The organism is Streptomyces sp. IBSNAI002 (assembly GCF_052244475.1).
In the GTDB taxonomy this organism is placed as follows: domain Bacteria; phylum Actinomycetota; class Actinomycetes; order Streptomycetales; family Streptomycetaceae; genus Streptomyces.
This window is the reverse complement of record NZ_JBQPXG010000002.1, coordinates 2,547,866-2,574,411: the sequence shown is the minus strand read 5'-3', so window position 1 is coordinate 2,574,411 and position 26,546 is coordinate 2,547,866. Positions and strand designations below refer to the sequence as shown.

24 protein-coding genes and 1 riboswitch are annotated in these 26,546 nt (G+C 70.3%); of the genes, 18 read left to right on the top strand and 6 right to left on the bottom strand.

Translation table 11 applies throughout. The features are described 5' to 3' along the window. Positions 1 to 5 precede the first annotated feature (5 nt). Both ACTVZO_RS12510 and pspAA read left to right on the top strand, forming a co-directional pair. Positions 6 to 800 (top strand): PspA/IM30 family protein, encoded by a 795-nt coding sequence (locus tag ACTVZO_RS12510; protein ID WP_384228718.1) that lies wholly within the window; start codon positions 6 to 8, stop codon positions 798 to 800. Positions 801 to 813: 13 nt separating this feature from the next. After that, positions 814 to 1,092 (top strand): PspA-associated protein PspAA, encoded by a 279-nt coding sequence (gene pspAA, locus ACTVZO_RS12505; RefSeq protein ID WP_443298446.1) that lies wholly within the window; start codon positions 814 to 816, stop codon positions 1,090 to 1,092. A 78-nt stretch (positions 1,093 to 1,170) separates the two neighbouring features. Here pspAA and ACTVZO_RS12500 read toward each other — a convergent pair whose 3' ends face one another. After that, positions 1,171 to 1,944, bottom strand: coding sequence for a hypothetical protein (locus ACTVZO_RS12500; protein WP_443298445.1), 774 nt, complete (start codon positions 1,942 to 1,944; stop codon positions 1,171 to 1,173). A 70-nt stretch (positions 1,945 to 2,014) separates the two neighbouring features. On the opposite strand from ACTVZO_RS12500, the gene ACTVZO_RS12495 reads away from it, so the two are divergent. The 3 genes from ACTVZO_RS12495 to ACTVZO_RS12485 all read left to right on the top strand — a co-directional run bounded on the left by ACTVZO_RS12495 (position 2,015) and on the right by ACTVZO_RS12485 (position 6,873). Then, a complete protein-coding gene (locus ACTVZO_RS12495; RefSeq protein WP_443298444.1) occupies positions 2,015 to 2,836 on the top strand; it encodes an adenosylcobinamide-GDP ribazoletransferase in 822 nt (273 codons plus the stop codon). A 37-nt stretch (positions 2,837 to 2,873) separates the two neighbouring features. Further along, positions 2,874 to 3,596 carry a response regulator gene (locus ACTVZO_RS12490; protein WP_443298443.1) on the top strand — a complete coding sequence of 241 codons (723 nt, stop codon included), beginning with the start codon at positions 2,874 to 2,876 and terminating at the stop codon, positions 3,594 to 3,596. A 145-nt stretch (positions 3,597 to 3,741) separates the two neighbouring features. Further along, positions 3,742 to 6,873, top strand: coding sequence for an efflux RND transporter permease subunit (locus ACTVZO_RS12485; RefSeq protein ID WP_443298442.1), 3,132 nt, complete (start codon positions 3,742 to 3,744; stop codon positions 6,871 to 6,873). Positions 6,874 to 6,983: 110 nt separating this feature from the next. Here ACTVZO_RS12485 and nadA read toward each other — a convergent pair whose 3' ends face one another. Then, entirely contained in the window at positions 6,984 to 8,171 is a 1,188-nt protein-coding gene (nadA, locus tag ACTVZO_RS12480; RefSeq protein WP_443298441.1) for a quinolinate synthase NadA, read from the bottom strand. A gap of 304 nt (positions 8,172 to 8,475) precedes the next feature. On the opposite strand from nadA, the gene erpA reads away from it, so the two are divergent. Continuing rightward, positions 8,476 to 8,832 carry an iron-sulfur cluster insertion protein ErpA gene (gene erpA / locus ACTVZO_RS12475; protein WP_030010511.1) on the top strand — a complete coding sequence of 119 codons (357 nt, stop codon included), beginning with the start codon at positions 8,476 to 8,478 and terminating at the stop codon, positions 8,830 to 8,832. A 71-nt stretch (positions 8,833 to 8,903) separates the two neighbouring features. Here the strand turns inward: erpA and ACTVZO_RS12470 are convergent, their stop codons facing one another. Further along, positions 8,904 to 10,409 carry a hypothetical protein gene (locus ACTVZO_RS12470; RefSeq protein ID WP_443298440.1) on the bottom strand — a complete coding sequence of 502 codons (1,506 nt, stop codon included), beginning with the start codon at positions 10,407 to 10,409 and terminating at the stop codon, positions 8,904 to 8,906. A 72-nt stretch (positions 10,410 to 10,481) separates the two neighbouring features. Then, positions 10,482 to 10,730 carry a hypothetical protein gene (locus tag ACTVZO_RS12465; RefSeq protein WP_443298439.1) on the bottom strand — a complete coding sequence of 83 codons (249 nt, stop codon included), beginning with the start codon at positions 10,728 to 10,730 and terminating at the stop codon, positions 10,482 to 10,484. Positions 10,731 to 10,862: 132 nt separating this feature from the next. Between ACTVZO_RS12465 and ACTVZO_RS12460 the strand changes: the two genes are divergently transcribed. After that, entirely contained in the window at positions 10,863 to 11,837 is a 975-nt protein-coding gene (locus ACTVZO_RS12460; RefSeq protein WP_443298438.1) for a carbohydrate kinase family protein, read from the top strand. Positions 11,838 to 11,870: 33 nt separating this feature from the next. Here ACTVZO_RS12460 and ACTVZO_RS12455 read toward each other — a convergent pair whose 3' ends face one another. Next, entirely contained in the window at positions 11,871 to 13,262 is a 1,392-nt protein-coding gene (locus ACTVZO_RS12455) for a cysteine desulfurase/sulfurtransferase TusA family protein (RefSeq protein WP_443298437.1), read from the bottom strand. Between the two features lie 283 nt (positions 13,263 to 13,545). Here ACTVZO_RS12455 and ctaC point away from each other — a divergent pair, with 283 nt between their 5' ends. From ctaC to ACTVZO_RS12435, 4 genes are all read left to right on the top strand, one after another. Further along, entirely contained in the window at positions 13,546 to 14,520 is a 975-nt protein-coding gene (gene ctaC / locus ACTVZO_RS12450) for an aa3-type cytochrome oxidase subunit II (protein ID WP_443298436.1), read from the top strand. After that, on the top strand, positions 14,517 to 16,247 hold the full coding sequence (ctaD, locus tag ACTVZO_RS12445; protein WP_443298435.1) for an aa3-type cytochrome oxidase subunit I: 1,731 nt from the start codon (positions 14,517 to 14,519) through the stop codon (positions 16,245 to 16,247). Before ctaC ends, ctaD begins: the two co-directional genes overlap by 4 nt. Then, positions 16,244 to 16,642 (top strand): cytochrome c oxidase subunit 4, encoded by a 399-nt coding sequence (locus ACTVZO_RS12440; protein ID WP_362310224.1) that lies wholly within the window; start codon positions 16,244 to 16,246, stop codon positions 16,640 to 16,642. The genes ctaD and ACTVZO_RS12440 overlap by 4 nt, the downstream gene beginning before the upstream one ends. A 117-nt stretch (positions 16,643 to 16,759) precedes the next feature. Further along, a complete protein-coding gene (locus ACTVZO_RS12435; RefSeq protein WP_443298434.1) occupies positions 16,760 to 18,004 on the top strand; it encodes an Ig-like domain-containing protein in 1,245 nt (414 codons plus the stop codon). A 51-nt stretch (positions 18,005 to 18,055) separates the two neighbouring features. Here the strand turns inward: ACTVZO_RS12435 and ACTVZO_RS12430 are convergent, their stop codons facing one another. Beyond that, the gene (locus tag ACTVZO_RS12430) at positions 18,056 to 18,460 is read right to left on the bottom strand and encodes a hypothetical protein (RefSeq protein ID WP_362310230.1); all 405 of its coding nucleotides are present in this window, start codon (positions 18,458 to 18,460) and stop codon (positions 18,056 to 18,058) included. 199 nt (positions 18,461 to 18,659) lie between these two features. Between ACTVZO_RS12430 and ctaE the strand changes: the two genes are divergently transcribed. From ctaE to ACTVZO_RS12395, 7 genes are all read left to right on the top strand, one after another. Continuing rightward, positions 18,660 to 19,280, top strand: a complete 621-nt coding sequence (ctaE, locus tag ACTVZO_RS12425) for an aa3-type cytochrome oxidase subunit III (protein ID WP_069919977.1) — start codon at positions 18,660 to 18,662, stop codon at positions 19,278 to 19,280. A 76-nt stretch (positions 19,281 to 19,356) separates the two neighbouring features. Further along, positions 19,357 to 20,166 (top strand): cytochrome bc1 complex diheme cytochrome c subunit, encoded by an 810-nt coding sequence (gene qcrC / locus ACTVZO_RS12420; RefSeq protein ID WP_443298433.1) that lies wholly within the window; start codon positions 19,357 to 19,359, stop codon positions 20,164 to 20,166. Further along, positions 20,163 to 21,218 (top strand): cytochrome bc1 complex Rieske iron-sulfur subunit, encoded by a 1,056-nt coding sequence (qcrA, locus tag ACTVZO_RS12415; protein WP_443298432.1) that lies wholly within the window; start codon positions 20,163 to 20,165, stop codon positions 21,216 to 21,218. The genes qcrC and qcrA overlap by 4 nt, the downstream gene beginning before the upstream one ends. Then, positions 21,215 to 22,846 carry a cytochrome bc1 complex cytochrome b subunit gene (gene qcrB / locus ACTVZO_RS12410; RefSeq protein WP_443298431.1) on the top strand — a complete coding sequence of 544 codons (1,632 nt, stop codon included), beginning with the start codon at positions 21,215 to 21,217 and terminating at the stop codon, positions 22,844 to 22,846. Before qcrA ends, qcrB begins: the two co-directional genes overlap by 4 nt. A 165-nt stretch (positions 22,847 to 23,011) precedes the next feature. Continuing rightward, the gene (gene trpD / locus ACTVZO_RS12405; protein WP_443298430.1) at positions 23,012 to 24,076 is read left to right on the top strand and encodes an anthranilate phosphoribosyltransferase; all 1,065 of its coding nucleotides are present in this window, start codon (positions 23,012 to 23,014) and stop codon (positions 24,074 to 24,076) included. A 91-nt stretch (positions 24,077 to 24,167) separates the two neighbouring features. Next, positions 24,168 to 24,284: riboswitch (SAM riboswitch) on the top strand. 222 nt (positions 24,285 to 24,506) lie between these two features. Beyond that, positions 24,507 to 25,907 (top strand): aminotransferase class V-fold PLP-dependent enzyme, encoded by a 1,401-nt coding sequence (locus tag ACTVZO_RS12400; protein ID WP_443298429.1) that lies wholly within the window; start codon positions 24,507 to 24,509, stop codon positions 25,905 to 25,907. An 18-nt stretch (positions 25,908 to 25,925) separates the two neighbouring features. Beyond that, complete coding sequence (locus ACTVZO_RS12395) at positions 25,926 to 26,531, top strand: hypothetical protein (RefSeq protein WP_443298428.1); 606 nt, start codon at positions 25,926 to 25,928, stop codon at positions 26,529 to 26,531. Positions 26,532 to 26,546: the final 15 nt, after the last annotated feature.

The following is a 26,546-nucleotide window of genomic DNA, read 5'->3' as shown; positions in this document are numbered from 1 at the left end:
AGCCCATGAGCGGTGTCATGAAGCGTATGGGAATGATCTTCCGCGCGAAGGCGAACAAGGCCCTTGACCGGGCCGAGGACCCGCGCGAGACCCTCGACTACTCCTACCAGAAGCAGCTCGAGCTGCTCCAGAAGGTGCGCCGCGGCGTCGCCGACGTGGCCACCTCCCGCAAGCGCCTGGAACTGCAGCTGAACCAGCTCCAGAACCAGTCCGGCAAGCTGGAGGACCAGGGCCGCAAGGCCCTCGCCCTGGGCCGCGAGGACCTGGCCCGCGAGGCCCTGTCCCGCCGTGCCTCGCTCCAGCAGCAGGTCAGCGACCTGGAGGTGCAGCACCAGACCCTCCAGGGCGAGGAGGAGAAGCTGACCCTCGCCGCGCAGCGCCTCCAGGCCAAGGTGGACGCCTTCCGTACGAAGAAGGAGACCATCAAGGCCACGTACACGGCGGCGCAGGCCCAGACCCGGATCGCGGAGTCCTTCTCCGGCATCTCCGAGGAGATGAGCGACGTCGGTCTGGCGATCCAGCGGGCCGAGGACAAGACCGCCCAGCTCCAGGCGCGTGCCGGAGCCATCGACGAGCTGCTGGCCTCCGGCGCGCTCGACGACCAGAGCGGTCTCGGCTCCAAGGACGACATCCAGGCCGAGCTGGACCGCCTGTCGGGCGGTACGGACGTGGAGCTGGAGCTCCAGCGGATGAAGGCCGAGCTGGCGGGCGGCCCGTCCGCGCAGCAGCAAGCCATCGAGGGCGGCGCCCCGGGCACCGCCCAGCAGCCCCAGACCCAGCACCGCTTCGACAAGCAGTAGGACGGGGTCCGTCATGATTGTCCGCATCATGGGGGAAGGCCAGGTGGAAGTGGCCGACATCCACTTCCCCGAGCTCAACAAGCTGGACGACGAACTGCTCGCCGAGATGGAGAGCGGTGACGAGGCGGGCTTCCGGCGCACGCTGGGCGCGCTGCTCGATGCCGTACGGCGGCTCGGCGAGCCGCTCCCGGACGAGGCGCTGGAGCCCTCGGAGCTGATCCTGCCGGGGGACGGGGCGACGCTGGACGAGGTCAGGGAGATGCTCAGCGACGACGGGCTGATCCCGGGCTGATCCCGGCCCGCCGGCCGCGCGGACGGACACCAGGCGCATCGGGCCCTCTCCTTCCCGGGAGGGGGCCCGGTCGCGTGTTCACGGGGCGGGCGGCGGCTTCTCCGCGGGGGCCCGCTCCGGGTCGGGGGTCCCGCCGATGAAGTTCTCGAACTTGCGGCGGGGCAGGGCCCAGCGCCGGTCGTGGTGGAAGGCGCGCAGCCCGGCCTTGGCCCGGGCCCGCGGCCGGTTCGCGTAGAACCTCGTGGCGTACGGAGAGCCGGGCCGGGCCAGCCGGATCGCGCCGATCAGCGCCACGAAGGGGATGACCACGCCGAAGAGGGCGGTGCGCGCCTTGCCCTTCCACAGGGCGATCAGGGCCAGGAAGAAGTTGGTGGCGGTGTTCATGGCCACCAGCCCGCGGCTCTGCCGCTCCTCGACGGTCAGGTCGTTCACGCCGAAGGGCACGAACCCGCCCAGGACCAGGGCCACCAGGGCGGCCGTCAGCACCACGATCTCCACGCTCTTGCGGCCCTGCTCGCTCCAGTAGACGTCGTCGAGGTGCAGGATCAGCGCGAACTCGTCCAGGACGAGGCCCGCCCCGAGCCCGAAGATGACGGCCGAGAGCGCCGCGCCGAGTCCGTGCCGGCCGCTGCCGACGGCCCCGAAACCGCCGATGATCACGAGGATCACCCCGGGCACCACGTGGTGGATGTGCATCCCGCCCGGGGTGATGTTCTTGAAGGGGCCCCGGCCCGCCCGGATCATCCGGGTGATCACGCGGGTGACCAGGAAGGACGTCACGAACGACAGCAGGGCGAGCAGGAGGGGCAGCTTCCCCGGTTCGACGATGTTCCGATACCACCAGTGACCCATCCCACTGACTCCCTATTTGGTACGTAATGGGTAATTTACCGTCCGTGGTGAGCAGGTAGCGTTCGGGCCGATGAGAGATTCGTTCGACGGCCCCTCCCCGACGCCGCCCCCGGACCGCGCCCCGCTCCTGGACGGCGTCCGCTTCGCGTTCGGCACGCTGACCGTGCTGCCCGCCCGCATCACCCGCTGGGACCGCCCGGCCGCCCGCACCGGCATGGCCTGCGCCCCGCTCGCCGGGCTGGTCGTCGGCCTGCTCGCCGCCGTGCCCGGTGCGCTCCTGCTGGTGCTCGGCGGCGGCCCGCTGCTCGCCGCGGCCGTCACCGTCGCCGTCCCGGCCGCGCTCACCCGGGGCCTGCACCTGGACGGGCTCGCCGACACCGCCGACGGCCTGGGCAGCGCCAAACCCGCCGCCGAGGCCCTGCGCATCATGAAGCAGTCCGACATCGGCCCCTTCGGCGTCGTGGCCCTGGTGCTCGCCCTGCTGGTGCAGGTGGCCGCCCTGTCCGACGCCTACGCCGACAGCTGGATCCGGGGCGCCCTGGCCGCGGTCACCGCCGCGGTCACCGCCCGGCTGGCCATGACCCTCGCCTCCCGCGAAGGCGTACCGGCCGCCCGCCCCGGAGGGCTGGGCGCCGCGGTCGCCGGGGTGGTCCCGCGCGGCGCGGCCGCCGCCGCCACCGCCGCGGTCGTACTGCTCGCCGCGGCCGCCGCCCTCCCGCTGGGCCTCCCCGCCGCCGGCCGGTACGCCGCCGCGGTCCTGGCCGCCCTCCTCGTCGCCGAGCTCCTGCTGCGCCGCTGCGTCCGGCGCTTCGACGGGGTGACCGGCGACGTCTTCGGCGCCCTGGCCGAGGTCTCCGCGACCACCGCCCTGGTCGTCCTCGCCCTGGGCTGACCGGACCGGGCCGCGCGGGCCCGCGTACGCTCACCCCGTGGACGACACTCCGGCGGACCCGACCCCGCCCATCAAGGTGCTGCTCGCCGACGACCAGGCGCTGCTGCGCAGCGCCTTCAGGGTGCTCGTCGACTCCGAACCGGACATGGAGGTCGTCGGGGAGGCCTCCGACGGGGCGCAGGCCTACGCACTGGCCCGGCAGACCCGCGCCGACGTCGTGCTCATGGACATCCGGATGCCCGGAACCGACGGGCTCGCCGCCACACGCATGATCAGCGGCGACCCGGAACTCGCCGCCGTGCGCGTGGTGATGCTGACGACCTTCGAGGTGGACGAGTACGTGGCCGCCGCCCTGCGGGCCGGCGCCTCCGGCTTCCTCGGCAAGGGAGCCGAGCCCGAGGACCTCCTGAACGCCATCCGTGTCGCGCACGCCGGCGAGGCGCTGCTCTCCCCGGCCGCCACCAAGGGGCTCATCGCCACCTTCCTCGCCCAGGGCGGCGGCGCCGATCCGGCCGCCGCTGCGGCCACGGCCGGATCGCACGCGCAGCGGCTCGCCGCGCTGACCGTCCGGGAACGCGAGGTCCTCGTCCACGTCGCCGCCGGACTGTCCAACGACGGGATCGCGGGTCGGCTCGAGGTCAGCCCGCTCACCGTCAAGACCCACGTGAACCGGGCCATGGCCAAGCTCGGCGCCCGCGATCGTGCCCAATTGGTGGTCATTGCATACGAATCGGGACTGGTCCGGCCCCGCGCCGAGTAACGCGGAGCGGCACGGAGGAGCGCGGCGTACTACGGACGCGGTATGCCGCACATAAGGACGGGACCTGCGAGCGACGCAACGGCGCCGCGGCGTGCGAAAGGCTGGAGTGCCCTTCGCCGACGTCACAGCAGAGAGATCCCTATCCATGTCCTGGCTGTCCCGCTTCAGCCTTGCCCAAAGGGCGTTGATCGGCCTCGTGTCGATCGTCGCGCTCCTCTTCGGCGCCATAGCCATCCCGCAGCTCAAGCAGCAGCTGCTGCCCTCCATCGAACTGCCGATGGTGTCCGTGCTCGCGCCGTACCAGGGCGCCTCGCCCGACGTGGTGGAGAAGCAGGTCGTCGAACCGATCGAAGCCATGCTCAAGGGCGTCGACGGCATCACCGGCATCACCTCCACCGCCAGCGAGGGCAACGCCCTCATCATGGCCACCTTCGACTACGGCGACAGCGGCACCAAGCAGCTCGTCGCCGACGTCCAGCAGGCCGTCAACCGGGCCCGCGTCCGGCTGCCCGCCGAAGTCGACCCGCAGGTGGTGGCCGGTTCCACCGACGACATCCCGACCGTCATCCTGGCCGTCACCTCCGACAAGGACCAGCAGGCCCTCGCCGACCAGCTGGAACGTTCCGTCGTCCCGGTCCTCTCGGACATCGAGGGCGTGGGCCAGGTCACCGTCGACGGCGTCCAGGACCTTCAGGTCACCGTCACCCCCGACAACGCCAAGCTCGCGGCCGCCGGCCTCGACGGCGCCGCCCTCGCCCAGGGCCTCCAGGCGGGCGGCGCGACCGTACCCGCCGGCTCCTTCGACGAGGAGGGCAAGAACCGGACCGTCCGCGTCGGCGCCGGCTACACCTCCCTCGCCCAGGTCGAGGACCTGCGCCTGAGCCCCGGCCCCGGCAAGCCGGCCGTCCGCCTCGGCGACGTCGCCACCGTGAAGCAGGAGGCCGCCAAGGCCGTCTCCATCACCCGCACCAACGGCAAGCCCAGCCTCGCGCTCGTCCTGACGATGGACAAGGACGGCAGCGCCGTCGCCATCTCGGACGCCGTCAAGGACAAGCTGCCCGAGCTGCGCTCCACCCTCGGCTCCGGCGCCGACCTCACCGTCGTCAGCGACCAGGGCCCGGCCGTCGCGAAGTCCATCTCCAGCCTCACCACCGAGGGCCTGCTCGGCCTGCTCTTCGCGGTGATCGTGATCCTGGTCTTCCTGGCCTCGCTGCGCTCCACGCTGGTCACCGCGGTCTCCATCCCGCTGTCCGTGGTCCTCGCGCTCATCGTGCTGTGGACCCGCGACCTGTCGCTCAACATGCTGACGCTGGGCGCGCTCACCATCGCCATCGGCCGCGTCGTCGACGACTCGATCGTGGTCCTGGAGAACATCAAGCGCCACCTCGGCTACGGCGAGGAGCGCGAGGCCGCCATCATCACCGCGGTCAAGGAGGTCGCCGGCGCGGTCACCTCCTCCACCCTCACCACCGTCGCCGTCTTCCTGCCGATCGGCCTCACCGGCGGCATGATCGGCGAGCTCTTCGGTTCCTTCTCGCTCACCGTCACCGCCGCGCTGCTGGCCTCGCTGCTCGTGTCGCTGACGGTCGTGCCGGTGCTCTCGTACTGGTTCCTGCGCGCGCCGAAGGGCGCCGCCGAGGACCCGGCGAAGGCCCGCCGCGAGGCCGAGGAAAAGGAGGCGCGCAGCAAGCTCCAGCGCCTGTACGTACGGGTCCTGGGCTTCGCCACCCGGCGCCGCCTGACCAGTGTGGCGATCGCGGTCGTCGTCCTGGTCGGCACCTTCGGGATGACCCCGCTGCTGAAGACCAACTTCTTCGACCAGGGTGAGCAGGACGTCCTGACGGTCAAGCAGGAGCTGGCCCCCGGCACCTCGCTGGCCGCCTCCGACGAGGCGAGCCGCAAGATCGAGCAGGCGCTGGCCTCGGTCGAGGGCGTCAAGAGCTACCAGGTCACCGTCGGCTCCTCGGGCTTCCTCGCCGCCTTCGGCGGCGGTACGGGCTCCAACCAGGCCTCGTACCAGGTCACCCTGAGGGACTCCGGCAAGGCGGAGGCCGTCAAGAAGCAGATCGAGGGCAAGCTCGCCGCCCTCGACGGCATCGGCGAGACCCGCATCGCGGCGGGCGACGGCTTCGGCAGCCAGAACCTCAGCGTCGTCGTCAAGGCCGGCGACGGCGAGGTCCTCGCCAAGGCCGCCGAGCAGGTCCGCGCGGAGGTGGCCAAGCTCGAGGACGTCACCGACGTACAGAGCGACCTGTCGCAGTCCGTGCCGCGGATCTCCGTCACCGCCACCCCCGCGGCCGCGGACGCGGGCCTGAACCAGGCCGCGCTCGGCGCGATCGTCGCGCAGGCCGTACGGGGCAACCCGGCGGGCAAGGCCGTCCTGGACAACACCGAGCGCGACATCGTCATCAAGTCCGCGCAGCCGGCCACCACCCTGGCCGAACTGCAGGCCCTGCCGGTCGGCCCGGTCAAGCTCGGTGACATCGCCGAGGTCAAGGTGGTCCCCGGCCCGGTCGCGATGACCCGGATCGACGGCGCCCGCGCCGCCACCGTCACCGCGAAGCCGCTGGGCGACAACACGGGCGCGGTCAGCGCCGAGCTCCAGACCAAGCTCAAGGCCCTGGACCTGCCGGAGGGCGCCACGGCCTCCATCGGCGGAGTCTCGGAGGACCAGGACGAGGCCTTCGGCTCGCTCGGCCTGGCCATGCTGGCGGCCATCGCGATCGTGTTCATGCTGCTCGTCGCGACCTTCCGGTCGCTGATCCAGCCGCTGATCCTGCTGGTCTCCATCCCGTTCGCGGCGACCGGCGCGCTCGGCCTGCTGATCATCACCGGCACCCCGATGGGCGTCCCGGCGATGATCGGCATGCTGATGCTCATCGGCATCGTGGTGACCAACGCGATCGTCCTGATCGACCTGGTCAACCAGTACCGCGCCCAGGGCCTCGGCGTCGTCGAAGCCGTCGTCGAGGGCGGCCGGCACCGGCTGCGCCCGATCCTGATGACGGCCCTGGCGACGATCTTCGCGCTGCTGCCGATGGCGCTCGGCGTCACCGGCGAGGGCGGCTTCATCTCGCAGCCGCTCGCGGTCGTGGTGATCGGCGGCCTGGTCAGCTCGACCCTGCTGACCCTGCTCCTGGTGCCGACCCTCTACACGATGGTCGAGCTCCGCAAGGAACGCCGCCGCGCCAAGCGCTCGGCCAAGCGCGAGTCCCGCCTGACGGTGGTCCCGGCCCCGTCGTCCGCCCAGGACGACGAGACCCCGGCCACGGTCTGACCGGGCCGGGTGGGCCGGGGTGATCCCCGGCCCACCCGAACGCCGAAGGGGCGGCTCCCGTACGGGAGCCGCCCCTTCGGGCATCCGCGGCCCGGCCGCGGCGCCGGGGGCTACGGGAGCGCCAGCATCCGCTCCAGGGCCAGCTTCGCGAAGCTCTCGGTCTCCTTGTCGACCTGGATCTGGTTGACGAGGTTGCCCTCGGCCAGGGACTCCAGGGTCCACACCAGGTGGGGGAGGTCGATGCGGTTCATCGTCGAGCAGAAGCAGACCGTCTTGTCGAGGAAGACGACCTCCTTGTCCTCCGCGGCGAAACGGTTCGCCAGGCGGCGGACCAGGTTCAGCTCGGTGCCGATCGCCCACTTGGAACCGGCCGGGGCCGCCTCCAGCGCCTTGATGATGTACTCCGTCGAGCCGACGTAGTCCGCGGCCGCCACGACCTCGTGCTTGCACTCGGGGTGGACCAGGACGTTCACGCCGGGGATGCGGGCGCGCACGTCGTTGACGGAGTCGACCGAGAACCGGCCGTGGACCGAGCAGTGCCCGCGCCACAGGATCATCTTGGCGTTGCGCAGCTGCTCGGCGGTCAGGCCGCCGTTCGGCTTGTGCGGGTTGTACAGGACGCAGTCGTCCAGGGACATGCCCATGTCGCGGACGGCCGTGTTGCGGCCCAGGTGCTGGTCCGGGAGAAAGAGGATCTTCTCGCCCTGCTCGAACGCCCACTCCAGGGCCTTCTTAGCGTTGGACGAGGTGCAGATCGTGCCGCCGTGCTTGCCGGTGAAGGCCTTGATGTCGGCGGAGGAGTTCATGTACGAGACGGGGACCGTCACACCCGCCACGCCGGCCTCGGTCAGCACGTCCCAGCACTCCGCGACCTGCTCGGCGGTGGCCATGTCGGCCATCGAGCAGCCGGCGGCCAGGTCCGGGAGGACCACCTTCTGGTCGTCGGAGGTCAGGATGTCCGCGGACTCGGCCATGAAGTGCACGCCGCAGAAGACGATGTACTCGGCCTCCGGCTTGGCGGCCGCGTCCTTGGCCAGCTTGAAGGAGTCGCCGGTGACGTCGGCGAACTCGATGACCTCGTCACGCTGGTAGTGGTGGCCGAGGATGAAGACCTTGTCCCCGAGCTTCTCCTTGGCGGCGCGTGCGCGCGCCACGAGGTCCGGGTCCGACGGCGAGGGCAGGTCGCCGGGGCATTCCACCCCGCGCTCGCTCTTGGGGTCGGCCTCGCGGCCGAGCAGCAGCAGGGCGAGGGGCGTCGGCTGGACGTCCAAAGGCTGGGCGGTGGTCACGACACGCACCCTTTCTGTTCTGCGACGAGGGACTGACGAGGGACTTCTTCTGGCGCCGGTTCGACTTCTCGTCTACTTGACGTTATCTATCATAACCGCTTCACGTCACTTTGACGATGCCGATAGCGTCAATGTGACGCATCACCCGGTCGATCCTCAGGCCCCGCCCGACCCGCGATGTGCGAGCATGAATATCTGAAACAAGCGTCGGGTCCCGGAATGAATCCGCGGTCCCGCTCGTTGCCACCGACGGCAAGAGTCCGACGTTTCCCTGCCTCCGGCAGGGAGCCGCCCACTTCGGGAGTGAATGCAGATGTCCGTACAGGACGACAAGACCACTGTGAGCGACGGCATCCTCCTGTCCGACGCCGCCGCCGAGAAGGTCAGGACCCTGCTGGAGCAGGAAGGCCGCGATGACCTGGCGCTCCGCGTCGCCGTCCAGCCCGGCGGCTGCTCCGGCCTGCGCTACCAGCTCTTCTTCGACGAGCGCTCCCTCGACGGCGACGTCGTGAAGGACTTCGACGGTGTGAAGGTCGTCACCGACCGGATGAGCTCCCCGTACCTGCACGGCGCCTCCATCGACTTCGTCGACACCATCGAGAAGCAGGGCTTCACCATCGACAACCCGAACGCCACGGGCTCCTGCGCCTGCGGCGACTCGTTCAGCTAAGCCTGGACCCGTACACGCACGAGGGCCCGCTTCCGGTCGCAGCAGCGACCGGAAGCGGGCCCTCGCCGCGTCTACTGCCGGGGGAGCGGCTTGCCCGTGCCCGCGTCGACCACCTTCCGGTCGCCCAGCGGCTTCTCGAGCGTCACCGTGACGGACATCTCCTGCGCGAGCATGATGCAGGCCTGACCCGGCTGGAGCGGCGTGTCCGTGATCTTCACCAGGACCGAGTCGGCGGACTCCCGGGCGGACGCCGCGTAGCTGCTGCACGGGCTGCCCCAGAAGTTCACCGTCAGCTTCAGGTCCGCCTCCGCGTACGAGAACCCGGGCACGGTCCGGCCGTCCTGCGGCGGCGCCGGCTCCGTGCCGCCGCCGCCCTCGGCGCCGGCCGGCTCGGCCACCGTGTGGCCCGGAGCGCCGCCCTTGCCCGCCACCTCGAACAGCCAGGCCGGGACCAGACCCCGCGCCCCGTCCACCGTCCCGGGCACCAGGCCCAGCACTGCTCCCTTGACCGTCTCCGTACGCGGCGGCTTCATCGGCCGCGGCTCCGGGTTGCACGGCGGCGTGTCCGCGGTCCCCGACGGGCCCTGCGGCTCCAGCGGGACCGAGGTCGCGCAGCCGCTCGGGCCGGTGCCGCCGCCGTCCGTACCGCCCGACCTCGCGTTCAGCCGGGCCAGCGCCTCCACGGCCCCGACCACCTGCTGCTCGGCCGCCCGTACCGGGGCCGCCAGTTCGCCGCTGCCCGCCACCACCGAGCCGTCGTCGCCCACGCTCACCCTGGTGGACCAGCCCTGCGTGGGCAGCCCGCCGACCACCGGGTCCGCGGTCACCACCCGCACCGAGCCCTGGGTCAGCCGGGCGTCGAGCGCGGCCCCGGCCTGGCCGGGCGCGGCCCCGTCCTGGCCGGCCGCGGCCAGCACCGGACGGGCCGCCGCCTTGGCGTCCTCCTCGGAGACCGGCTTGCCGGAGGAGCCGGCGTTCGCGGCGTGCCCCGTGTTCCCCGCGTGCCCCGCGTCCCGCGGGAGGGTGGCGGGGCCGCAGGTGTCCTTGCCGCGGACGCAGTCGTCGCCCGTACCGTTGCCGGTCCCCGCCCCCGTCCCCGCCTGGAAGCGGTTGAAGTTCCACGTGCCCGGGGCCGTACGGGTCACCGTGAGCCGGGGCCCCGAACCGTCGGCGGCCTCCCCGGTCAGCCAGACGTCCCCGTTCAGCCGCGGCGTGCCCGGCACGCCCAGGGCCGAGGAGAGGCGGGCCACCGCGTCCGAGGAGACCTCCCCGGACGCCCGGAAGGAGGGCGCGGAGGCCGGGGCCTCCGGCAGCCGGACGTCCGCCCGGTAGACGACGCCGCCGCCGGACGGGTCGGGCTCCCCGGGCGCGATCCCCGGCCCCGTCGGGTCGGCCGCGTCACGGGGCGCCGAGGCCGCGCTTCGCTCCGTACCGGGGCCCGCTCCGTCGCCGTGCGCGGTGGACGCCCAGTACGCCGTCCCGCCGCCCGCCAGCAGGACGGCGGCCGCGATGGAGCCGACGGCCCAGGACGGCCGCCGTCGTGTGCCGCGTGATGTGCCGGGTTGTTCGCTGGTCACCGCATCGCTCCTTCACCTGTCCCGTCCTGCCTGATGCGGGTGGGACGGAACAGGGGCGCAACCGGTTCCCGCCTACTGGTCCCCGTACGCGGCGGTCGACGCGATCAGCCGCGCGGAGGCAGGGGGCACGCTGATCCCGTGGATCTGCGAAGGTGCCACGCGGACCGGCCGGGGGCCCGCCTCCGCCGCCCAGTGCGGGGCCATCCGGGCGCAGTCGCCGAGCATCCGGGCGAAGCCGGGCTGACGCGAGGCTTCCGCGCCGCGCCTGTCGGCGGTGTACTCGGTGTACTCGGAGTAGCCGTAGCCGTCGGTATAGGTCATGAAGGCACCGTAGGCATGGCGCCGTACGTGAAGAAAGGCCTACTACGGGGTAGTTTCGGCCGTTCGGAACCGAGCCCTGGACCGGGTAGTTTTGACTGTCCCCCTTGCCGTCCTCCGCAGGAGCGTCACGCCGTGCGCATCGCAGTCACCGGCTCCATCGCCACCGACCACCTCATGACCTTCCCCGGCCGTTTCGCCGACCAGCTGGTCGCGGACCAGCTGCACACGGTCTCCCTCTCCTTCCTCGTCGACAACCTCGACGTCCGGCGGGGCGGTGTCGGCCCGAACATCTGCTTCGGCATGGGGCAGCTCGGCAGCCGCCCGATCCTGGTCGGCGCCGCCGGCTACGACTTCGACGAGTACCGCGCCTGGCTCGACCGGCACGGCGTCGACACCGAGTCCGTGCGCATCTCCGAGGTGCTGCACACCGCGCGCTTCGTGTGCACCACGGACTCCGACCACAACCAGATCGGCTCCTTCTACACGGGCGCGATGAGCGAGGCCCGCCTGATCGAGCTCAAGGCCGTCGCCGACCGGGTGGGCGGGCTCGACCTGGTCCTGATCGGCGCGGACGACCCCGAGGCGATGCTGCGCCACACGGAGGAGTGCCGGACGCGGGGGATCCCCTTCGCCGCCGACTTCTCGCAGCAGATCGCCCGGATGGACGGCGACAACATCCGCACCCTGATGGAGGGCGCGACCTTCCTCTTCTCGAACGAGTACGAGAAGGGCCTCATCGAGTCCAAGTCGGGCTGGTCGGACGCGGAGATCCTCGCGAAGGTCGGCACGCGCGTGACCACGCTGGGCTCGAACGGCGTCCGGATCGAGCGGGCCGGCGAGGAGCCGATCGTGGTCGGCTGCCCGGAGGAGAACGCGAAGGTCGACCCGACGGGTGTCGGCGACGCGTTCCGCGCCGGGTTCCTGACGGGGCTCGGCTGGGGCGTCGGCCTGGAGCGCGCCGCGCAGGTCGGCTGCATGCTGGCCACGCTGGTCATCGAGACCCTGGGCACGCAGGAGTACACCCTGGCCCGGGCGCACTTCATGGAGCGCTTCACCAAGGCGTACGGCGACGAGGCCGCAACCGAGGTCAAGTCCTACCTCTCGTAGCCGCCGCTGCCGGGGGCTCCGGCGGAGCCGGGGTCAGAGCCGGCGGCGGACCGTGTAGGCGGAGCCGACTTCGCGTTCGGCTTCGCCGAGGTACGCGTGGCCCCGCATCCCGCACCACGCCGGGATGTCCAGCCGGGCCACCTCGTCGTCGGAGACGACCGTCACCGTGCCCCCCACCGGCACCCGGGCAATCGCGGCGGCCAGCTCGATCACCGGCTGCGGACACCGCAGCCCGAGCGCGTCCAGCTCCAGGGAGTCCGGTACCGAGCCGGGCTCCGGGGCCGCCGGGGCCGGCTCGGCCACGCCCAGCCGTTCCCGTACCCCGGACACCGCCCCCGGCAGCACCTCCAGGAACCCGTTGACCTCCTCCGCCGTGGTCCCCGGCGGCAGGGACACCCGTACGTTCCCCTCCGACAGCACCCCCATCGCCCGCAGCACGTGACTGGGGGTCAGCGTCGAGCTCGTGCACGAGGAGCCCGAGGAGACCGAGTACCCGGCCCGGTCCAGCTCGTGCAGCAGGATCTCGCCGTCGACGTACAGGCAGGAGAACGTGACCAGGTGGGGCAGCCGGTGGTCCGGATGGCCGACCACCTCCACGTCCGGGACCAGCCGGACCACCCGCCGCCGGATCCGGTCCACCAGGATCCGCAGCCGCGCCGCCTCCGCGTCGGCCTCGGCCCGCACGGCCCGCAGGGACGCCGCGGCCGCCACGATCGCGGGAAGGTTCGCGAAGCCGGGGGAGCGGCCCGACTCCCGTTCGTCCGCCGGGTGTCGGGGGGAGAACCGGACCCCCTTGCGCACCGCCAGCAGCCCCACCCCCGGCGGGCCGCCCCACTTGTGCGCACTGCCGGCCAGCACGGACCAGGCACCCTCCACCGGCCCCCACGCCAGCGACTGGGCCGCGTCCACCAGCAGCGGGACCCCGGCCTCCGCGCAGACCCCGGCCACCTCCGCCACCGGCTGGACCGTGCCCACCTCGTGGTTGGCGGACTGGAGGGCGGCCAGCGCGGTCGACGGGCCCACGGCGTCCGCGTACCCGGCGGCCGTCACGGCCCCGTACCGGTCCACCGGGACCTCGGTGACCGTGCCCCCGGCGGCCTCGTGCACCTCCGCCGCGTGGAGTACAGAACTGTGTTCGACCGCCGACAGGACCAGACCGCCCCCGACGCGCCGCCGGCCCGCGAGGACCCCCGCGACGCCCGTGTGAACCGCGTGCGTCCCCGAAGGAGTGAACACCAGCTCGTCGGCCCGGCACCCCACCGCCTCCGCGGCCGCCTCCCGGGCAGCGTCCAGCAGCAGCCGCGCCCGCCTGCCCTCCCGGTACAGGCGGGCGGGGTCGGCCCAGCCCTCGTCCAGGGAGGCCTGCAGCGCCTGACGGGCCACGGGGTGCAGGGGGGCGGCGGACGCGGTGTCGAAGTACGGCATACGGGCACGCTAACCGGCGACCGGGAGCGCCCGAGGTCAGGGGCCGTCAGATGTCTTCCGGAGGCCGCCATTCAGGGCCACTCGCAGCATCCCCCGGACGGCGGATCCATCCCTTCGGGGGCAGTAGCGGCGCGTTGGGCACCCTCCCCGCGCGACCCCAAATAGCGTCCAGTAGGGTTTGGTCCGCATAAACATCCAAACCCCTGCCTGCGTCAGGGCCGGCGACCGACCCGAACACGGCCGCGGCCGGCCGCGCGGGCCGAGACTCTCGGGAAGGCGCTACGTGAGTCCCTACGGCTCCGACCGCTCGCCGCGGCGCCCGATGCGGCGGAAGCTGCTGCAGGCGCTGACTGCGGGCGTGGTCCTGGCGACCGCCACTGGTTGCTCGCTTAACTGGCAAGACTTTCCCCGCCTCGGAATGCCGACTCCGGTAACCGAGGAGGCGCCGCGCATCCTCTCCCTGTGGCAGGGATCCTGGGCGGCCGCGCTCATCACGGGCATCCTGGTGTGGGGCCTGATCATGTGGAGCGTCATCTTCCACCGGCGTAGCCGGACGAAGGTGGAGGTCCCCCCGCAGACCCGGTACAACATGCCCATCGAGGCGCTGTACACCGTGGTCCCGCTCATCATCGTCTCGGTGCTCTTCTACTTCACCGCACGTGACGAGTCGAAGCTGCTCTCCCTCTCCGCCAAGCCGGCGCACACGATCAACGTGATCGGCTTCCAGTGGAGCTGGGGCTTCAACTACATCGAGAACGTCGACGGCGACGCGGCCACCCCGAAGGCGGGCGAGGTTCCGAAGGAACTCGCCTCCATCCCGGACCGCTTCGCCAAGGACTTCCCCCAGGGCGCCGAAGGCGTCTACCAGAAGGGCGTCCCCGGCGACCGCAACGCGGACACCAACAACCCCGGGCCGACGCTGTACCTGCCCAAGGGTGAGAAGGTCCGCTTCATCCTGTCGTCGAACGACGTCATCCACTCCTTCTGGGTGGTCCCCTTCCTGTTCAAGCAGGACGTCATCCCGGGCCACACCAACGTCTTCGAGGTCACCCCGACCCAAGAAGGCACCTTCATGGGCAAGTGCGCCGAGCTCTGCGGCGTCGACCACTCCCGGATGCTCTTCAACGTCAAGGTGGTCTCGCCCGAGGAGTACCGGGCGCACCTGAAGGAGCTGGCGGAGAAGGGTCAGACCGGCTTCCTGCCGGCCGGCATCAAGCAGACCGACCCGGCCCGGAATGCGGAGACGAACAAACTGTGAGCATCCTCAACGAATCCCAGGGTGCCGCCGCAGCTGACTCGTACGAGAACGAGCTGCCGGTAAGGCGCAAGCAGCCGGGCAACGTGGTCATCAAGTGGCTCACCACCACCGACCACAAGACCATCGGCACGATGTACCTGGTCACGTCGTTCGTGTTCTTCATCATCGGCGGCGTCATGGCGCTGTTCATGCGCGCCGAGCTGGCCCGTCCGGGCACGCAGATCATGTCGAACGAGCAGTTCAACCAGGCGTTCACGATGCACGGCACGATCATGCTGCTGATGTTCGCGACGCCGCTGTTCGCCGGATTCGCGAACTGGATCATGCCGCTGCAGATCGGCGCGCCCGACGTGGCGTTCCCGCGGCTGAACATGTTCGCGTACTGGCTGTACCTCTTCGGCTCGACCATCGCGGTGGCCGGCTTCGCCACGCCGAACGGCGCGGCCGACTTCGGCTGGTTCGCCTACTCCCCGCTGTCGGACGCGGTCCGCTCGCCGGGCATCGGCGCCGACATGTGGATCATGGGTCTGGCCTTCTCCGGCTTCGGCACGATCCTCGGTTCGGTCAACTTCATCACCACGATCATCTGCATGCGCGCTCCCGGCATGACGATGTTCCGCATGCCGATCTTCACCTGGAACGTGCTGCTGACCGGTGTCCTGGTCCTGCTCGCCTTCCCGGTGCTGGCCGCCGCGCTCTTCGCGCTGGAGGCCGACCGCAAGTTCGGTGCGCACGTGTTCGACTCGGCCAACGGCGGCGCCTTGCTGTGGCAACACCTCTTCTGGTTCTTCGGACACCCAGAGGTGTACATCATCGCCCTGCCGTTCTTCGGAATCATTTCCGAGGTCATCCCGGTCTTCTCCCGCAAGCCGATGTTCGGTTACATCGGCCTGATCGGCGCGACGATCGCGATCGCCGGCCTCTCGGTGACCGTGTGGGCCCACCACATGTACGTCACCGGCGGTGTGCTGCTGCCGTTCTTCTCCTTCATGACCTTCCTGATCGCGGTACCGACCGGTGTGAAGTTCTTCAACTGGATCGGCACCATGTGGAAGGGCTCACTGTCCTTCGAGACACCGATGCTCTGGGCCGTCGGCTTCCTGATCACCTTCACCTTCGGTGGTCTGACCGGCGTCATCCTGGCCTCGCCCCCGATGGACTTCCACGTCTCCGACTCGTACTTCGTCGTCGCGCACTTCCACTACGTCATCTTCGGCACCGTGGTCTTCGCGATGTTCTCCGGCTTCCACTTCTGGTGGCCGAAGTTCACGGGCAAGATGCTGGACGAGCGGCTCGGCAAGATCACCTTCTGGACGCTGTTCATCGGCTTCCACGGCACCTTCCTGGTGCAGCACTGGCTGGGCGCCGAGGGCATGCCGCGCCGTTACGCGGACTACCTGGCCGCCGACGGGTTCACCGCGCTGAACACGATCTCGACGATCAGCTCGTTCCTGCTCGGCCTGTCGATGCTGCCCTTCATGTACAACGTCTGGAAGACGGCGAAGTACGGGAAGAAGGTCGAGGTCGACGACCCGTGGGGCTACGGCCGTTCGCTCGAGTGGGCGACGTCCTGCCCGCCGCCGCGGCACAACTTCCTCACCCTGCCGCGGATCCGTTCCGAGTCCCCGGCGTTCGACCTGCACCACCCTGAGATCGCGGCCCTCGACCACCTCGAGGACCACGCCGGTGCGCAGGCCGTCACCAGCGGCAAGGAGGCCGGCAAGTGAAGATCCAGGGCAAGATGTTCCTCTGGCTCTCCTTCTTCGTTCTGATCATGGCCGTCGTGTACGGCGTGTGGTCGAAGGAGCCCGTAGGCACCACCGCGCTGTTCCTGACCTTCGGTCTGACGGTCATGATCGGCTACTACCTGGCCTTCACGGCCAAGCGCGTCGACGAGATGGCCCAGGACAACCTGGAGGCCGACGTCGCCGACGAGGCGGGCGAGCTGGGGTTCTTCGCCCCGCACAGCTGGCAGCCGCTCTCGCTGGCGATCGGTGGCGCGCTCGCGTTCATGGGCGTCATCTTCGGCTGGTGGCTCATGTACTTCTCGGCCCCGATCATCCTGATCGGCCTGTGGGGCTGGGTGTACGAGTACTACCGCGGTGAGAACCAGAACCAGTAGCGAGACCCGTGACACGCAGTGAACCTGGGGCCCGGACACCTCTTCGGAGGAGTCCGGGCCCCTCGTTTGCAGTCACCCCGCGCGCCGTAATTGTCATATCTTCATAGCGTTGGGTCCATGAAGCACTCACCGCGTCTTTGGACGGTACTCAGCTGCTCCCTGCTGGTCGCGTCCCTCGGGGCCGGCGCCACCGCATGCGGGTCCGGCGACAACCCGCTGTCAGCCCGCCCGTACGACGCGGGTGGCCAAGTCGCCTTCAACCAGGCCGCCGGCAGCCGCCCGGTGGACCCCGACAAGCCCCTCGAAGTCACCACGAAGGGGGGTGAGGCACGGATCACCGACGTCACCGTCGTGGACACCCACGGGCGCCGCCTGGCGGGCGAACTGTCCGCCAAGGGTGATCGCTGGCACAACACGGTGTCCATGGCCGCCGGCGTCCGCTACACGGTCACCGTCAGCACCGAGAACGCCGAGGGCGCCCCAGGGCAGCGCACGATCACGTTCGAGACCACCCCGGCCAAAGGTGTCCTGAAGGTCGAATTCGGCCCTGAGGAAGGCAAATACGGCGTCGGACAGCCCCTCACGGCCGACCTCAGCGAACCCGTCAAGGACAAGGCCGCCCGCGGCGTCATCGAAAGGGGCCTCGTCGTCAGCGCCCCGGCCGGCGTCGAGGGCGCCTGGCACTGGGTCGACGACAAGAGGCTGCACTACCGGCCCAAGGAGTACTGGCCCGCCAACACGGAGATCTCCGTACGGAGCAACCTGGAAGGCGTCAGGGTCCAGGACCACCTCTACGGGGCCGCGGCCAAGCCGCTGAAGCTGGAGATCGGCGACCGCGTCGAGGTCACCACCGACGCCTCGTCGCACTGGATGACCTTCAAGCGCAACGGAGAAGTGATCAATTCCATCCCGATCACCACCGGCAAGCCCGGGTTCTCCACCCGCAACGGCATCAAGGTGGTCCTCGGCAAGCAGTACTTCGTCCGGATGCGCGGCGACTCCGTCGGCATCGGCGGCAGCGAGTACTACAACCTGCCCGTCTACTACGCCACCCGCGTCACCTGGAGTGGTGAATACGTCCACGCCGCGCCGTGGTCCATCGGCTCGCACGGCTATGCGAACGTCAGCCACGGCTGCACCGGCATGAGCACCGGCAACGCCGCCTGGTTCTACGAGAACATCACCGAGGGCGACCTCGTCGAGGTGATCAACAGCATCGGCGACGACATGGACATCTTCGGCAACGGCTTCGGCGACTGGAACATGGACTGGAAGGACTGGCGCGAGGGCAGCGCCCTCCTCAAGGGCACCCAGGAAGGCCGCAGCACCGTCGACCAGGCCCGGCTGCGCCCCACCGTCTGACCAGGCCCGCAAGTGGGCCCACGGGAACCCCGTGGGCCCGCGGACGCCCCGTCAGGCGGCCGAGGAGGACAGGCGGGAGCGCAGCAGGGCCGCCAGTGCGTCCGCGAACTCCACCGGGTCCACCGGAAGGGTCACGGCGGCGTCCGCACGGCTCCACGTGGCCAGCCAGGCGTCCTGGGGGCGCCCCATCAGCAGCAGCACCGGCGGACACCGGAAGATCTCGTCCTTGATCTGCCGGCACACACCCATACCCCCGGCCGGAACGGCCTCGCCGTCCAGCACGCACACGTCCACACCGCCCGCGTCCAGCTCCGTCAGGACCGCCGGCAGCGTCGCGCACTCCAGGAACTCCACCGGCGGCAGGTCCGCGGCCGGCCTGCGCCCTGCCGCCAGCCGCACCTGCTCCCGGGTGCCCGCGTCGTCGCTGTAGACCAGAACCCGCGCAGTCGCCCGCATTTCGTTCCTCCACGTGTCACGTGAATCACGTTGATGTTGCGCGGGATGCTACTCCTCCCGATGCGCTGTCAACATCGGTTCGGACACCCTCGCACGAGACGCTCATTGGCTCATCTGATGGGCCGTTCGGGCCTTGCACACGCCCCGGACACTCCGAACGGCACCCCCCGGGGTGAGGGCGGGATAAGCGACCGACATAATGTCGGTCGTGGCGACAGCAACGACAGTAGATACCGGGCACGCGCACCCGACGGTCAACCGGCCGAACCTCGTCAGCGTCGGAACCATCATCTGGTTGAGTTCCGAGCTGATGTTCTTCGCGGCCCTCTTCGCGATGTACTTCACCCTGCGATCCGTGACGGGCGCCGAGTACTGGACAGAACAGGCCTCGAGCCTGAACCTGCCCTTCTCGGCGACGAACACGACGATCCTGGTGCTCTCCTCGCTCACCTGCCAGCTCGGCGTGTTCGCCGCCGAGCGCGGTGACGTGAAGAAGCTCCGGACGTGGTTCATCATCACGTTCGTCATGGGTGCGATCTTCATTGGCGGCCAGGTGTTCGAGTACACCGAGCTGGTCAAGCACGAGGGCATGAGCCTCTCGTCCGGTCCGTACGGCTCGGTCTTCTACCTGACCACCGGGTTCCACGGTCTGCACGTGACGGGCGGTCTCATCGCCTTCCTGCTGGTCCTCGGCCGGACGTACGCGGCCAAGAGGTTCACCCACGAACAGGCCACGTCGGCCATCGTCGTGTCCTACTACTGGCACTTCGTCGATGTCGTCTGGATCGGCCTCTTCGCCACGATCTACCTGATCAAGTAGCGAACACGTCACCGGGCCCGACCCGGCACTCCATCCAGAAACACCGACGCAGAAGATCCTGACACCGGGGTAATCCGTGAAAAAGCTCTCCGCACGACGACGCCATCCGCTGGCGGCGGTCGTCGTTCTACTCCTCGCGCTGGCGGCCACTGGGGGGCTGTACGCCGCCTTCGCCCCCGCGGGCAAGGCGCAGGCCGATGAAACCGCCCAGTCCCTCGCCATCGAGGAGGGCAAGAAGCTCTACGCCGTGGGCTGCGCAAGCTGCCACGGAACCGGCGGTCAGGGTTCCACTGACGGCCCCAGCCTGGTCGGCGTCGGCTCCGCGGCCGTCGACTTCCAGGTGAGCACGGGCCGCATGCCCGCCCAGCAGCCCGGCGCCCAGGTGCCGAAGAAGCCCAACATCTACTCGCAGGCGCAGATCGACCAGCTGGCGGCGTACATCGCCTCCCTCGGTGCCGGTCCGATCACGCCGACCGAGAAGCAGTACGACCCGGCGGGTGCCGACATCGCCAACGGTGGTGAGCTGTTCCGCAACAACTGCGCGCAGTGCCACAACTTCACCGGCGAGGGCGGCGCACTGACGAACGGCAAGTACGCCCCCAACCTTGAGGACGTCTCGCCGAAGCACATCTACGAGGCCATGCTGACCGGCCCGCAGAACATGCCCTCCTTCCCGGACAGCACCATGCCGGAGAAGCAGAAGAAGGACATCATCGCGTACCTCGAGAACGTCAACGGCGAGAAGTCCACCAGCCCCGGTGGCCTCAAGCTCGGCGGCCTCGGTCCCGTTTCCGAGGGTCTGTTCGGCTGGATCTTCGGTCTGGGTGCGCTGATCGCTGTTGCCGTCTGGGTCGCGGCCCACACCGCTAAGGCCAAGAAGTCATGAGTCAAGACATTCCCGAAGAGAAGCACCTGCCGAGTGAGCAGGGCGACGCGCACCACGGTGCCGTAGCGGTCGCGGACGACCCGTTCGCCGACCCGGGCATGCCGGTTCACAAGCCGCGCATCCAGGACATCGACGAGCGGGCGGCGAAGCGCTCCGAGCGCACCGTCGCGATGCTGTTCACGCTGTCGATGCTGGCCACGGTGGCCTTCATCGCCTCCTACGTGATCTTCCCGGTCGACAAGATCGTGTACATCTTCCCCATCGGGAAGGTGAGCGCGCTCAACTTCGCGCTGGGCATGACGCTGGGCACGGCGCTCTTCTGCATCGGCGCGGGCGCGGTCCACTGGGCCCGCACCCTGATGTCCGACGTCGAGGTCGCCGCCGAGCGCCACGAGATCGCCGCTCCGCCGGAGGTCAAGGCGCAGGTCCTGCAGGACTTCCGCGACGGCGCGGAGGAGTCGGGCATCGCCCGCCGCCCGCTGATCCGCAACACGCTGCTGGGTGCGCTGGCCATGCTGCCGCTCTCCGCCGTCATGATCATGCGCGACTTGGGCCCGCTGCCCGAGGACAAGCTGCGCAAGACCCTGTGGGCCAAGGGCAAGCTGCTCATCAACCAGAACACGATGGAGCCGCTGCGTCCCGAGGACGTGCTCGTCGGTTCGCTGACCTTCGCCATGCCGGAAGGCCTGGAGGAGGACCAGCACGACTTCCAGGTCCAGATCGCCAAGGCCGCCCTGATGATCGTCCGCATCCAGCCGGACGACATCAAGGACAAGCGGGAGCTGGAGTGGTCCCACGACGGGATCGTGGCCTACTCCAAGATCTGCACCCACGTCGGCTGCCCGATCAGCCTGTACGAGCAGCAGACGCACCACGTGCTCTGCCCGTGCCACCAGTCCACTTTCGACCTCTCCGACGGCGCCCGTGTCATCTTCGGCCCGGCCGGTCACGCGCTTCCGCAGCTGCGGATCGGTGTCAATGACGAAGGCTTCCTCGAAGCGCTCGGCGACTTCGAAGAGCCCGTCGGCCCTGCATTCTGGGAGCGCGGATGAGCACTGCGACCACTGACACGAAGGCGCGCAAAGCGCCGGCCGGCGAGCGCGTAGCGGACTGGGCGGACGGCCGCCTGGGCATCTACGGCCTCGCCAAGGCCAACATGCGCAAGATCTTCCCGGACCACTGGTCCTTCATGCTGGGTGAGATCTGCCTCTACAGCTTCATCATCATCATCCTCACGGGTGTGTACCTGACGCTGTTCTTCCACCCGAGCATGAACGAGGTCGTGTACCACGGCTCGTACGTGCCCATGCAGGGCGTCATGATGTCCGAGGCCTTCGCCTCGACCCTGGACATCAGCTTCGACGTCCGCGGCGGTCTGCTCATCCGTCAGATCCACCACTGGGCCGCGCTGATCTTCGTCGCGGCGATGATCGTGCACATGATGCGCGTCTTCTTCACCGGCGCGTTCCGCAAGCCGCGTGAGATCAACTGGATCTTCGGCTTCCTGCTGCTGTTCCTCGGCATGTTCACCGGCTTCACCGGTTACTCGCTGCCGGACGACCTGCTCTCGGGTACCGGTGTCCGCTTCATGCAGGGTGCCATCCTGTCCGTCCCGGTCGTCGGCACGTACCTGTCGATGTTCCTGTTCGGCGGGGAGTTCCCGGGCGGCGACTTCGTCGCGCGGTTCTACTCGGTGCACATCCTCCTGCTGCCCGGCATCATGATGGGCCTGCTCGTGGCCCACCTGATCCTGGTCTTCTACCACAAGCACACCCAGTTCCCCGGCCCCGGCAAGACGAACAACAACGTCGTCGGCATGCCGCTGCTGCCGGTCTACATGGCCAAGGCCGGAGGCTTCTTCTTCCTGGTCTTCGGTGTCATCGCGGCCATCGCGGCGATCGCCTCGATCAACCCGATCTGGGCGCTCGGCCCGTACCGCCCGGACCACGTGTCCACCGGTGCGCAGCCCGACTGGTACATGGGTATGCCGGAAGGCCTGATCCGAGCGATGCCGGGCTGGGAGATCAACCTGTGGGGCCACACGCTCGTCCTGGGCGTGTTCATCCCGCTGCTGCTCTTCCCGCTGGTGCTGTGCTCGATCGCCGTCTGGCCGTTCATCGAGTCCTGGGTCACCGGTGACAAGCGCGAGCACCACCTGCTGGACCGCCCGCGCAACGTCCCGACCCGTACGGCCTTCGGTGTCGCCTGGATCGCGGAGTACATCGTCCTGCTGATCGGCGGTGGAAACGACATGTTCGCGCAGTACTTCCACCTCTCGATCAACTCGATCACCTGGTTCGTCCGGATCGGCTTCTTCGTCGTCCCGGTCCTCGCCTTCATCGCCACCAAGCGGATCTGTCTCGGCCTCCAGCGCCGGGACCGGGACAAGGTGCTGCACGGTCGCGAGACCGGCATCATCAAGCGCCTGCCGCACGGTGAGTTCGTCGAGGTCCACGAGCCGCTCTCGCAGGCCAAGCTGCACACGCTCACCTCGTACACGCAGTACCAGCCGATCGAGATCGGCCCGGCGGTCGACGAGAACGGCGTCGAGCGCAAGGTGAAGCTCGGCGAGAAGCTGCGCGCGAAGCTCAGCAAGGGCTTCTACGCCGAGGACAACCAGATTCCGAAGCCCACGGTGGAGGAGTACAAGGAGATCCAGAGCGGCCACGGCCACCACTGATCCCGTTTGAGGGACTGATTTCGGTCAGTCCCGGTGTCGCCACGGCGAGAGCCCCGTCCAGACGCTGGACGGGGCTCTTTGCCGTCTCCGGGGCTGGATAGGCTGAAGCCCTTCCCATTCGACGTGGGCCCCCACATCGGCGGGCGACGACAGCAGGAGCGGACCATGAACGTTGCGACCCCGGCAGGCGGCGACAGCGTGGCGGCCCGCGGCTGGCCGGGCGTTCTCGACGCCCTGCTCAGCGGCCGGGACCTGACCGCCGAGGACACCGCCTGGGCCATGGACCGGATCATGCGCGGCGAGGCCACCGACGCCCAGATCGCCGGTTTCGCGGTCGCGCTGCGGGCCAAGGGGGAGACGGTCGCCGAGATCAACGGCCTGGTCCGCGCCATGTACGAGCACGCCAACCTGATCGAGGTGCCGGGCCGGACGGTCGACATCGTCGGCACCGGCGGCGACGGGGCCAAGACGGTGAACATCTCCACCATGTCCGCGATCGTCGTGGCCGGCACGGGCGCCAAGGTGGTCAAGCACGGCAACCGGGCCGCGTCCTCCGCCAGCGGCTCCTCGGACGTGCTGGAGAAGCTCGGCGTCAACCTCGACCTCACCCCCGCCCGGGTGGCGGAGGTCGTGGAGGAGGCCGGCATCACCTTCTGCTTCGCCGTGAAGTTCCACCCGGCGCTGCGGCACGTCGCGGCCGCCCGCAAGGAACTGGGCATCCGCACCACCTTCAACTTCCTGGGCCCGCTGACCAACCCGGCCAAGGTCCGCGCCCAGGCCACGGGCGTGGCGGACCCCCGGGTGGCCCCGATCGTGGCCGGCGTGCTCGCCGAGCGCGGCTCCTCCGCGCTCGTCTTCCGCGGCGACGACGGGCTGGACGAGCTGACCACCACCGCCACCTCACGGGTGTGGTGGGTCCGCGACGGCAAGGTCTCCGAGCAGCCCTTCGACCCGCGTGACGTCGGCATCCCGCTGGTCGACGTCTCGGCGCTGCGCGGTGCGGACGCCTCGTACAACGCCGACATCGCCCGCCGCCTGCTGGCCGGCGAGACCGGCCCGGTCCGCGAAGCGGTCCTGCTGAACTCGGCGGCCGCCCTGGTGGCGCTGGACCCGGGCACGGGCACCCTGGAGGAGCAGATCGCGGCCGGCATCGCCCGCGCGGCGCAGTCCATCGACTCGGGCGCGGCCCGTGCGGCGCTGGAGCGGTGGGTGGCGGCCAGCAACGCCTGAGCCCCCCGCCGCCCGTTTCCGGCCACGGCCCCGGTCCGCATCGTGGACCGGGGTCTTGCGCGTACGGGGTCTTGTGGCAAGATGCTGACCAGGTCACGAGTGACAGCGTTTAGGCCCCGGCTTGCTGTCCGGCAACCCTCCTTCCGTGGCGGGGTGCCCCGGGTGATGACCAGGCCGTAGGCAGCAAGGCTTACGGCAAGCGCGGATCCCTCGACACCAGGGGTCCTGGTCTCTCGAGGAGCGTTTTCCGTGAGCAAGCGAATGCGATAGGGCGAATCCGCCCCTTCTTCACCCCTCGGAACAGGGTCGCTTCCGCGTACCCCCGTTCAGCTCCGAGGACTTCCCGTACCCCTCCGCACGGCACCGCGCCGTAGCCGCCGCGTACGGGCACACCGAAGCCATTCACCCCTGCCTGCCGGGAGATTCCGCCATGTCCGCATCCCTGAACGCCGCCGTCGCCACCGCCACCGCAGCCTCCTCCTCCGCCGCCGAGGGCCCCGCCTGTGCCGAGCCGCTGCCGGTCCTCGGCCGGGACATCACCGTCCCGCTCGTCACCGGCGGCGAGGTCACCTACGCGGCCCTCGACTACGCCGCCAGCGCCCCGGCGCTCCAGCGCGTCTGGGACGACGTGGCCGCGTACGCCCCCTACTACGGCAGCGTCCACCGCGGCGCCGGATACCTCTCGCAGCTCTCCACCGACCTCTTCGAGCAGAGCCGGGCCACGGTCGCCCAGTTCCTCGACTGCCGCCCCGCCGACCAGGTCGTCTTCACCCGGTCCACCACCGACTCCCTGAACCTCCTCGCGGCCGTCCTCCCGGACGGCTGCCAGGTCTTCGTCTTCGAGACCGAGCACCACGCCTCGCTGCTGCCGTGGACGGACGCGCAGGTCACCTACCTCAACGCGCCCCGCACCCCGGACGAAGCCGTCGCCACCCTGGAGCGGGCGCTCGCCGACCGCGACCCCTACGGCCCGGCCCTGGTCTGCGTCACCGGCGCGTCCAACGTCACCGGTGAACTGTGGCCGGTCAAGGAGCTCTCCGCCGCCGCGCACGCCCACGGCGCGCGGATCGTCCTGGACGCCGCCCAGCTCGCCCCGCACCACCCCGTCTCGGTCCGGGACCTCGACGTGGACTGGGTCGCCTTCTCCGGGCACAAGCTGTACGCCCCCTTCGGCTCGGGCGTGCTCGCCGGCCGCGCGGACTGGCTTCAGGAGGCCGAGCCGTACCTCGCGGGCGGCGGCGCCTCGCGCAAGGTCGCCCGCCGGGCCGACGGCGGCGTCGACGTCGAGTGGCACACCACGGCCGCCCGCCACGAGGCAGGCTCCCCGAACGTCATCGGCGTCTACTCCATCGCCGCCGCCTGCAAGGCCCTGACCGAAGCCGGGTTCGACAGCCTCGTCGCCCGGGAGCAGCACCTCATCGCGAAGGTCCGCGAAGGCCTGGCGGAGGTCCCGGCGGTCCGGATCCTCTCCCTCTTCGGGGACGACGCCCCGCGCGTCGGCGTCATCTCCTTCGTGGTGGACGGCTGGAACAGCTCCCACTTCGCGGCCGCGCTGTCCGCCGAGTACGGGATCGGCGTCCGCGACGGCCTGTTCTGCGCCCACCCGCTGGTCCGCACCCTGCTGGGCAGCGAGCCGCAGGCCCAGGGCGAATGCGGGGCGCCGGAGGCGGAGCCGGGCGACCGGTCGCTGAACGCGATCCGCGTCAGCTTCGGCGCCGGCACTCCCGACGAGCACGTGGAGCGCTTCGTCCGCGCGGTGCGGGAGCTCGTCGCGGACGGCGCCAAGTGGCAGTACCGCACCGAGGAAGGCCGCTGCGTCCCGGCCGTCTGACCTGGCAGGATGCGGGACATGAGCTACTGGGACCCACTGCCGTCCGTCCGGGCCGCGGCGAACGGGCCGCTGCCCGCGCCGGACGGCGGCACGTGGCTGCCCGCCCCGGAGTACCGGGGCCGCTGGTGGAACGCCTGGCCCGACCGGTGGGAGCAGCGCGACTGGCGCAACGTGCCGGGGCCGTTCTACGGGGCGGGGACCGATACCTGCTGGACGGGCCGGCTGATCGCGCCCGCGCATGTGCTCTACGACGACGAGTGGGGCGCCGAGTTCGTCTACCGGCAGCCCCGTGACGCGGCGCAGGCGCTGGCGCTGGTGGGCGCGGTCGCCCAGGACCCGATGGCCGGATACGCCTGCGACGGCGACGACCACTGGACCCCGGACCTCGTCCGAGAGTGGTGGCGGGAGCGGGGCCGGGTGCGGGAGTGGGCCGTGGCCCTGGACCGTACGTGGTCGGTCTCGGGGCGGGAGGACGAACGCGAGGCGGCCGGCGGGGCGCGGGAGTACGTCGCGTACATCGACGGAGGCCTCGCGGAGTACCTGCGCGGCTACCTCTTCTGGCTCTCCGAAGGCCGCCCGGCGAACCCGGGCGAGCCGTTGCCACTGCTCCTGCGGAGTGCCTAGCCGGGGGGTGGTGCG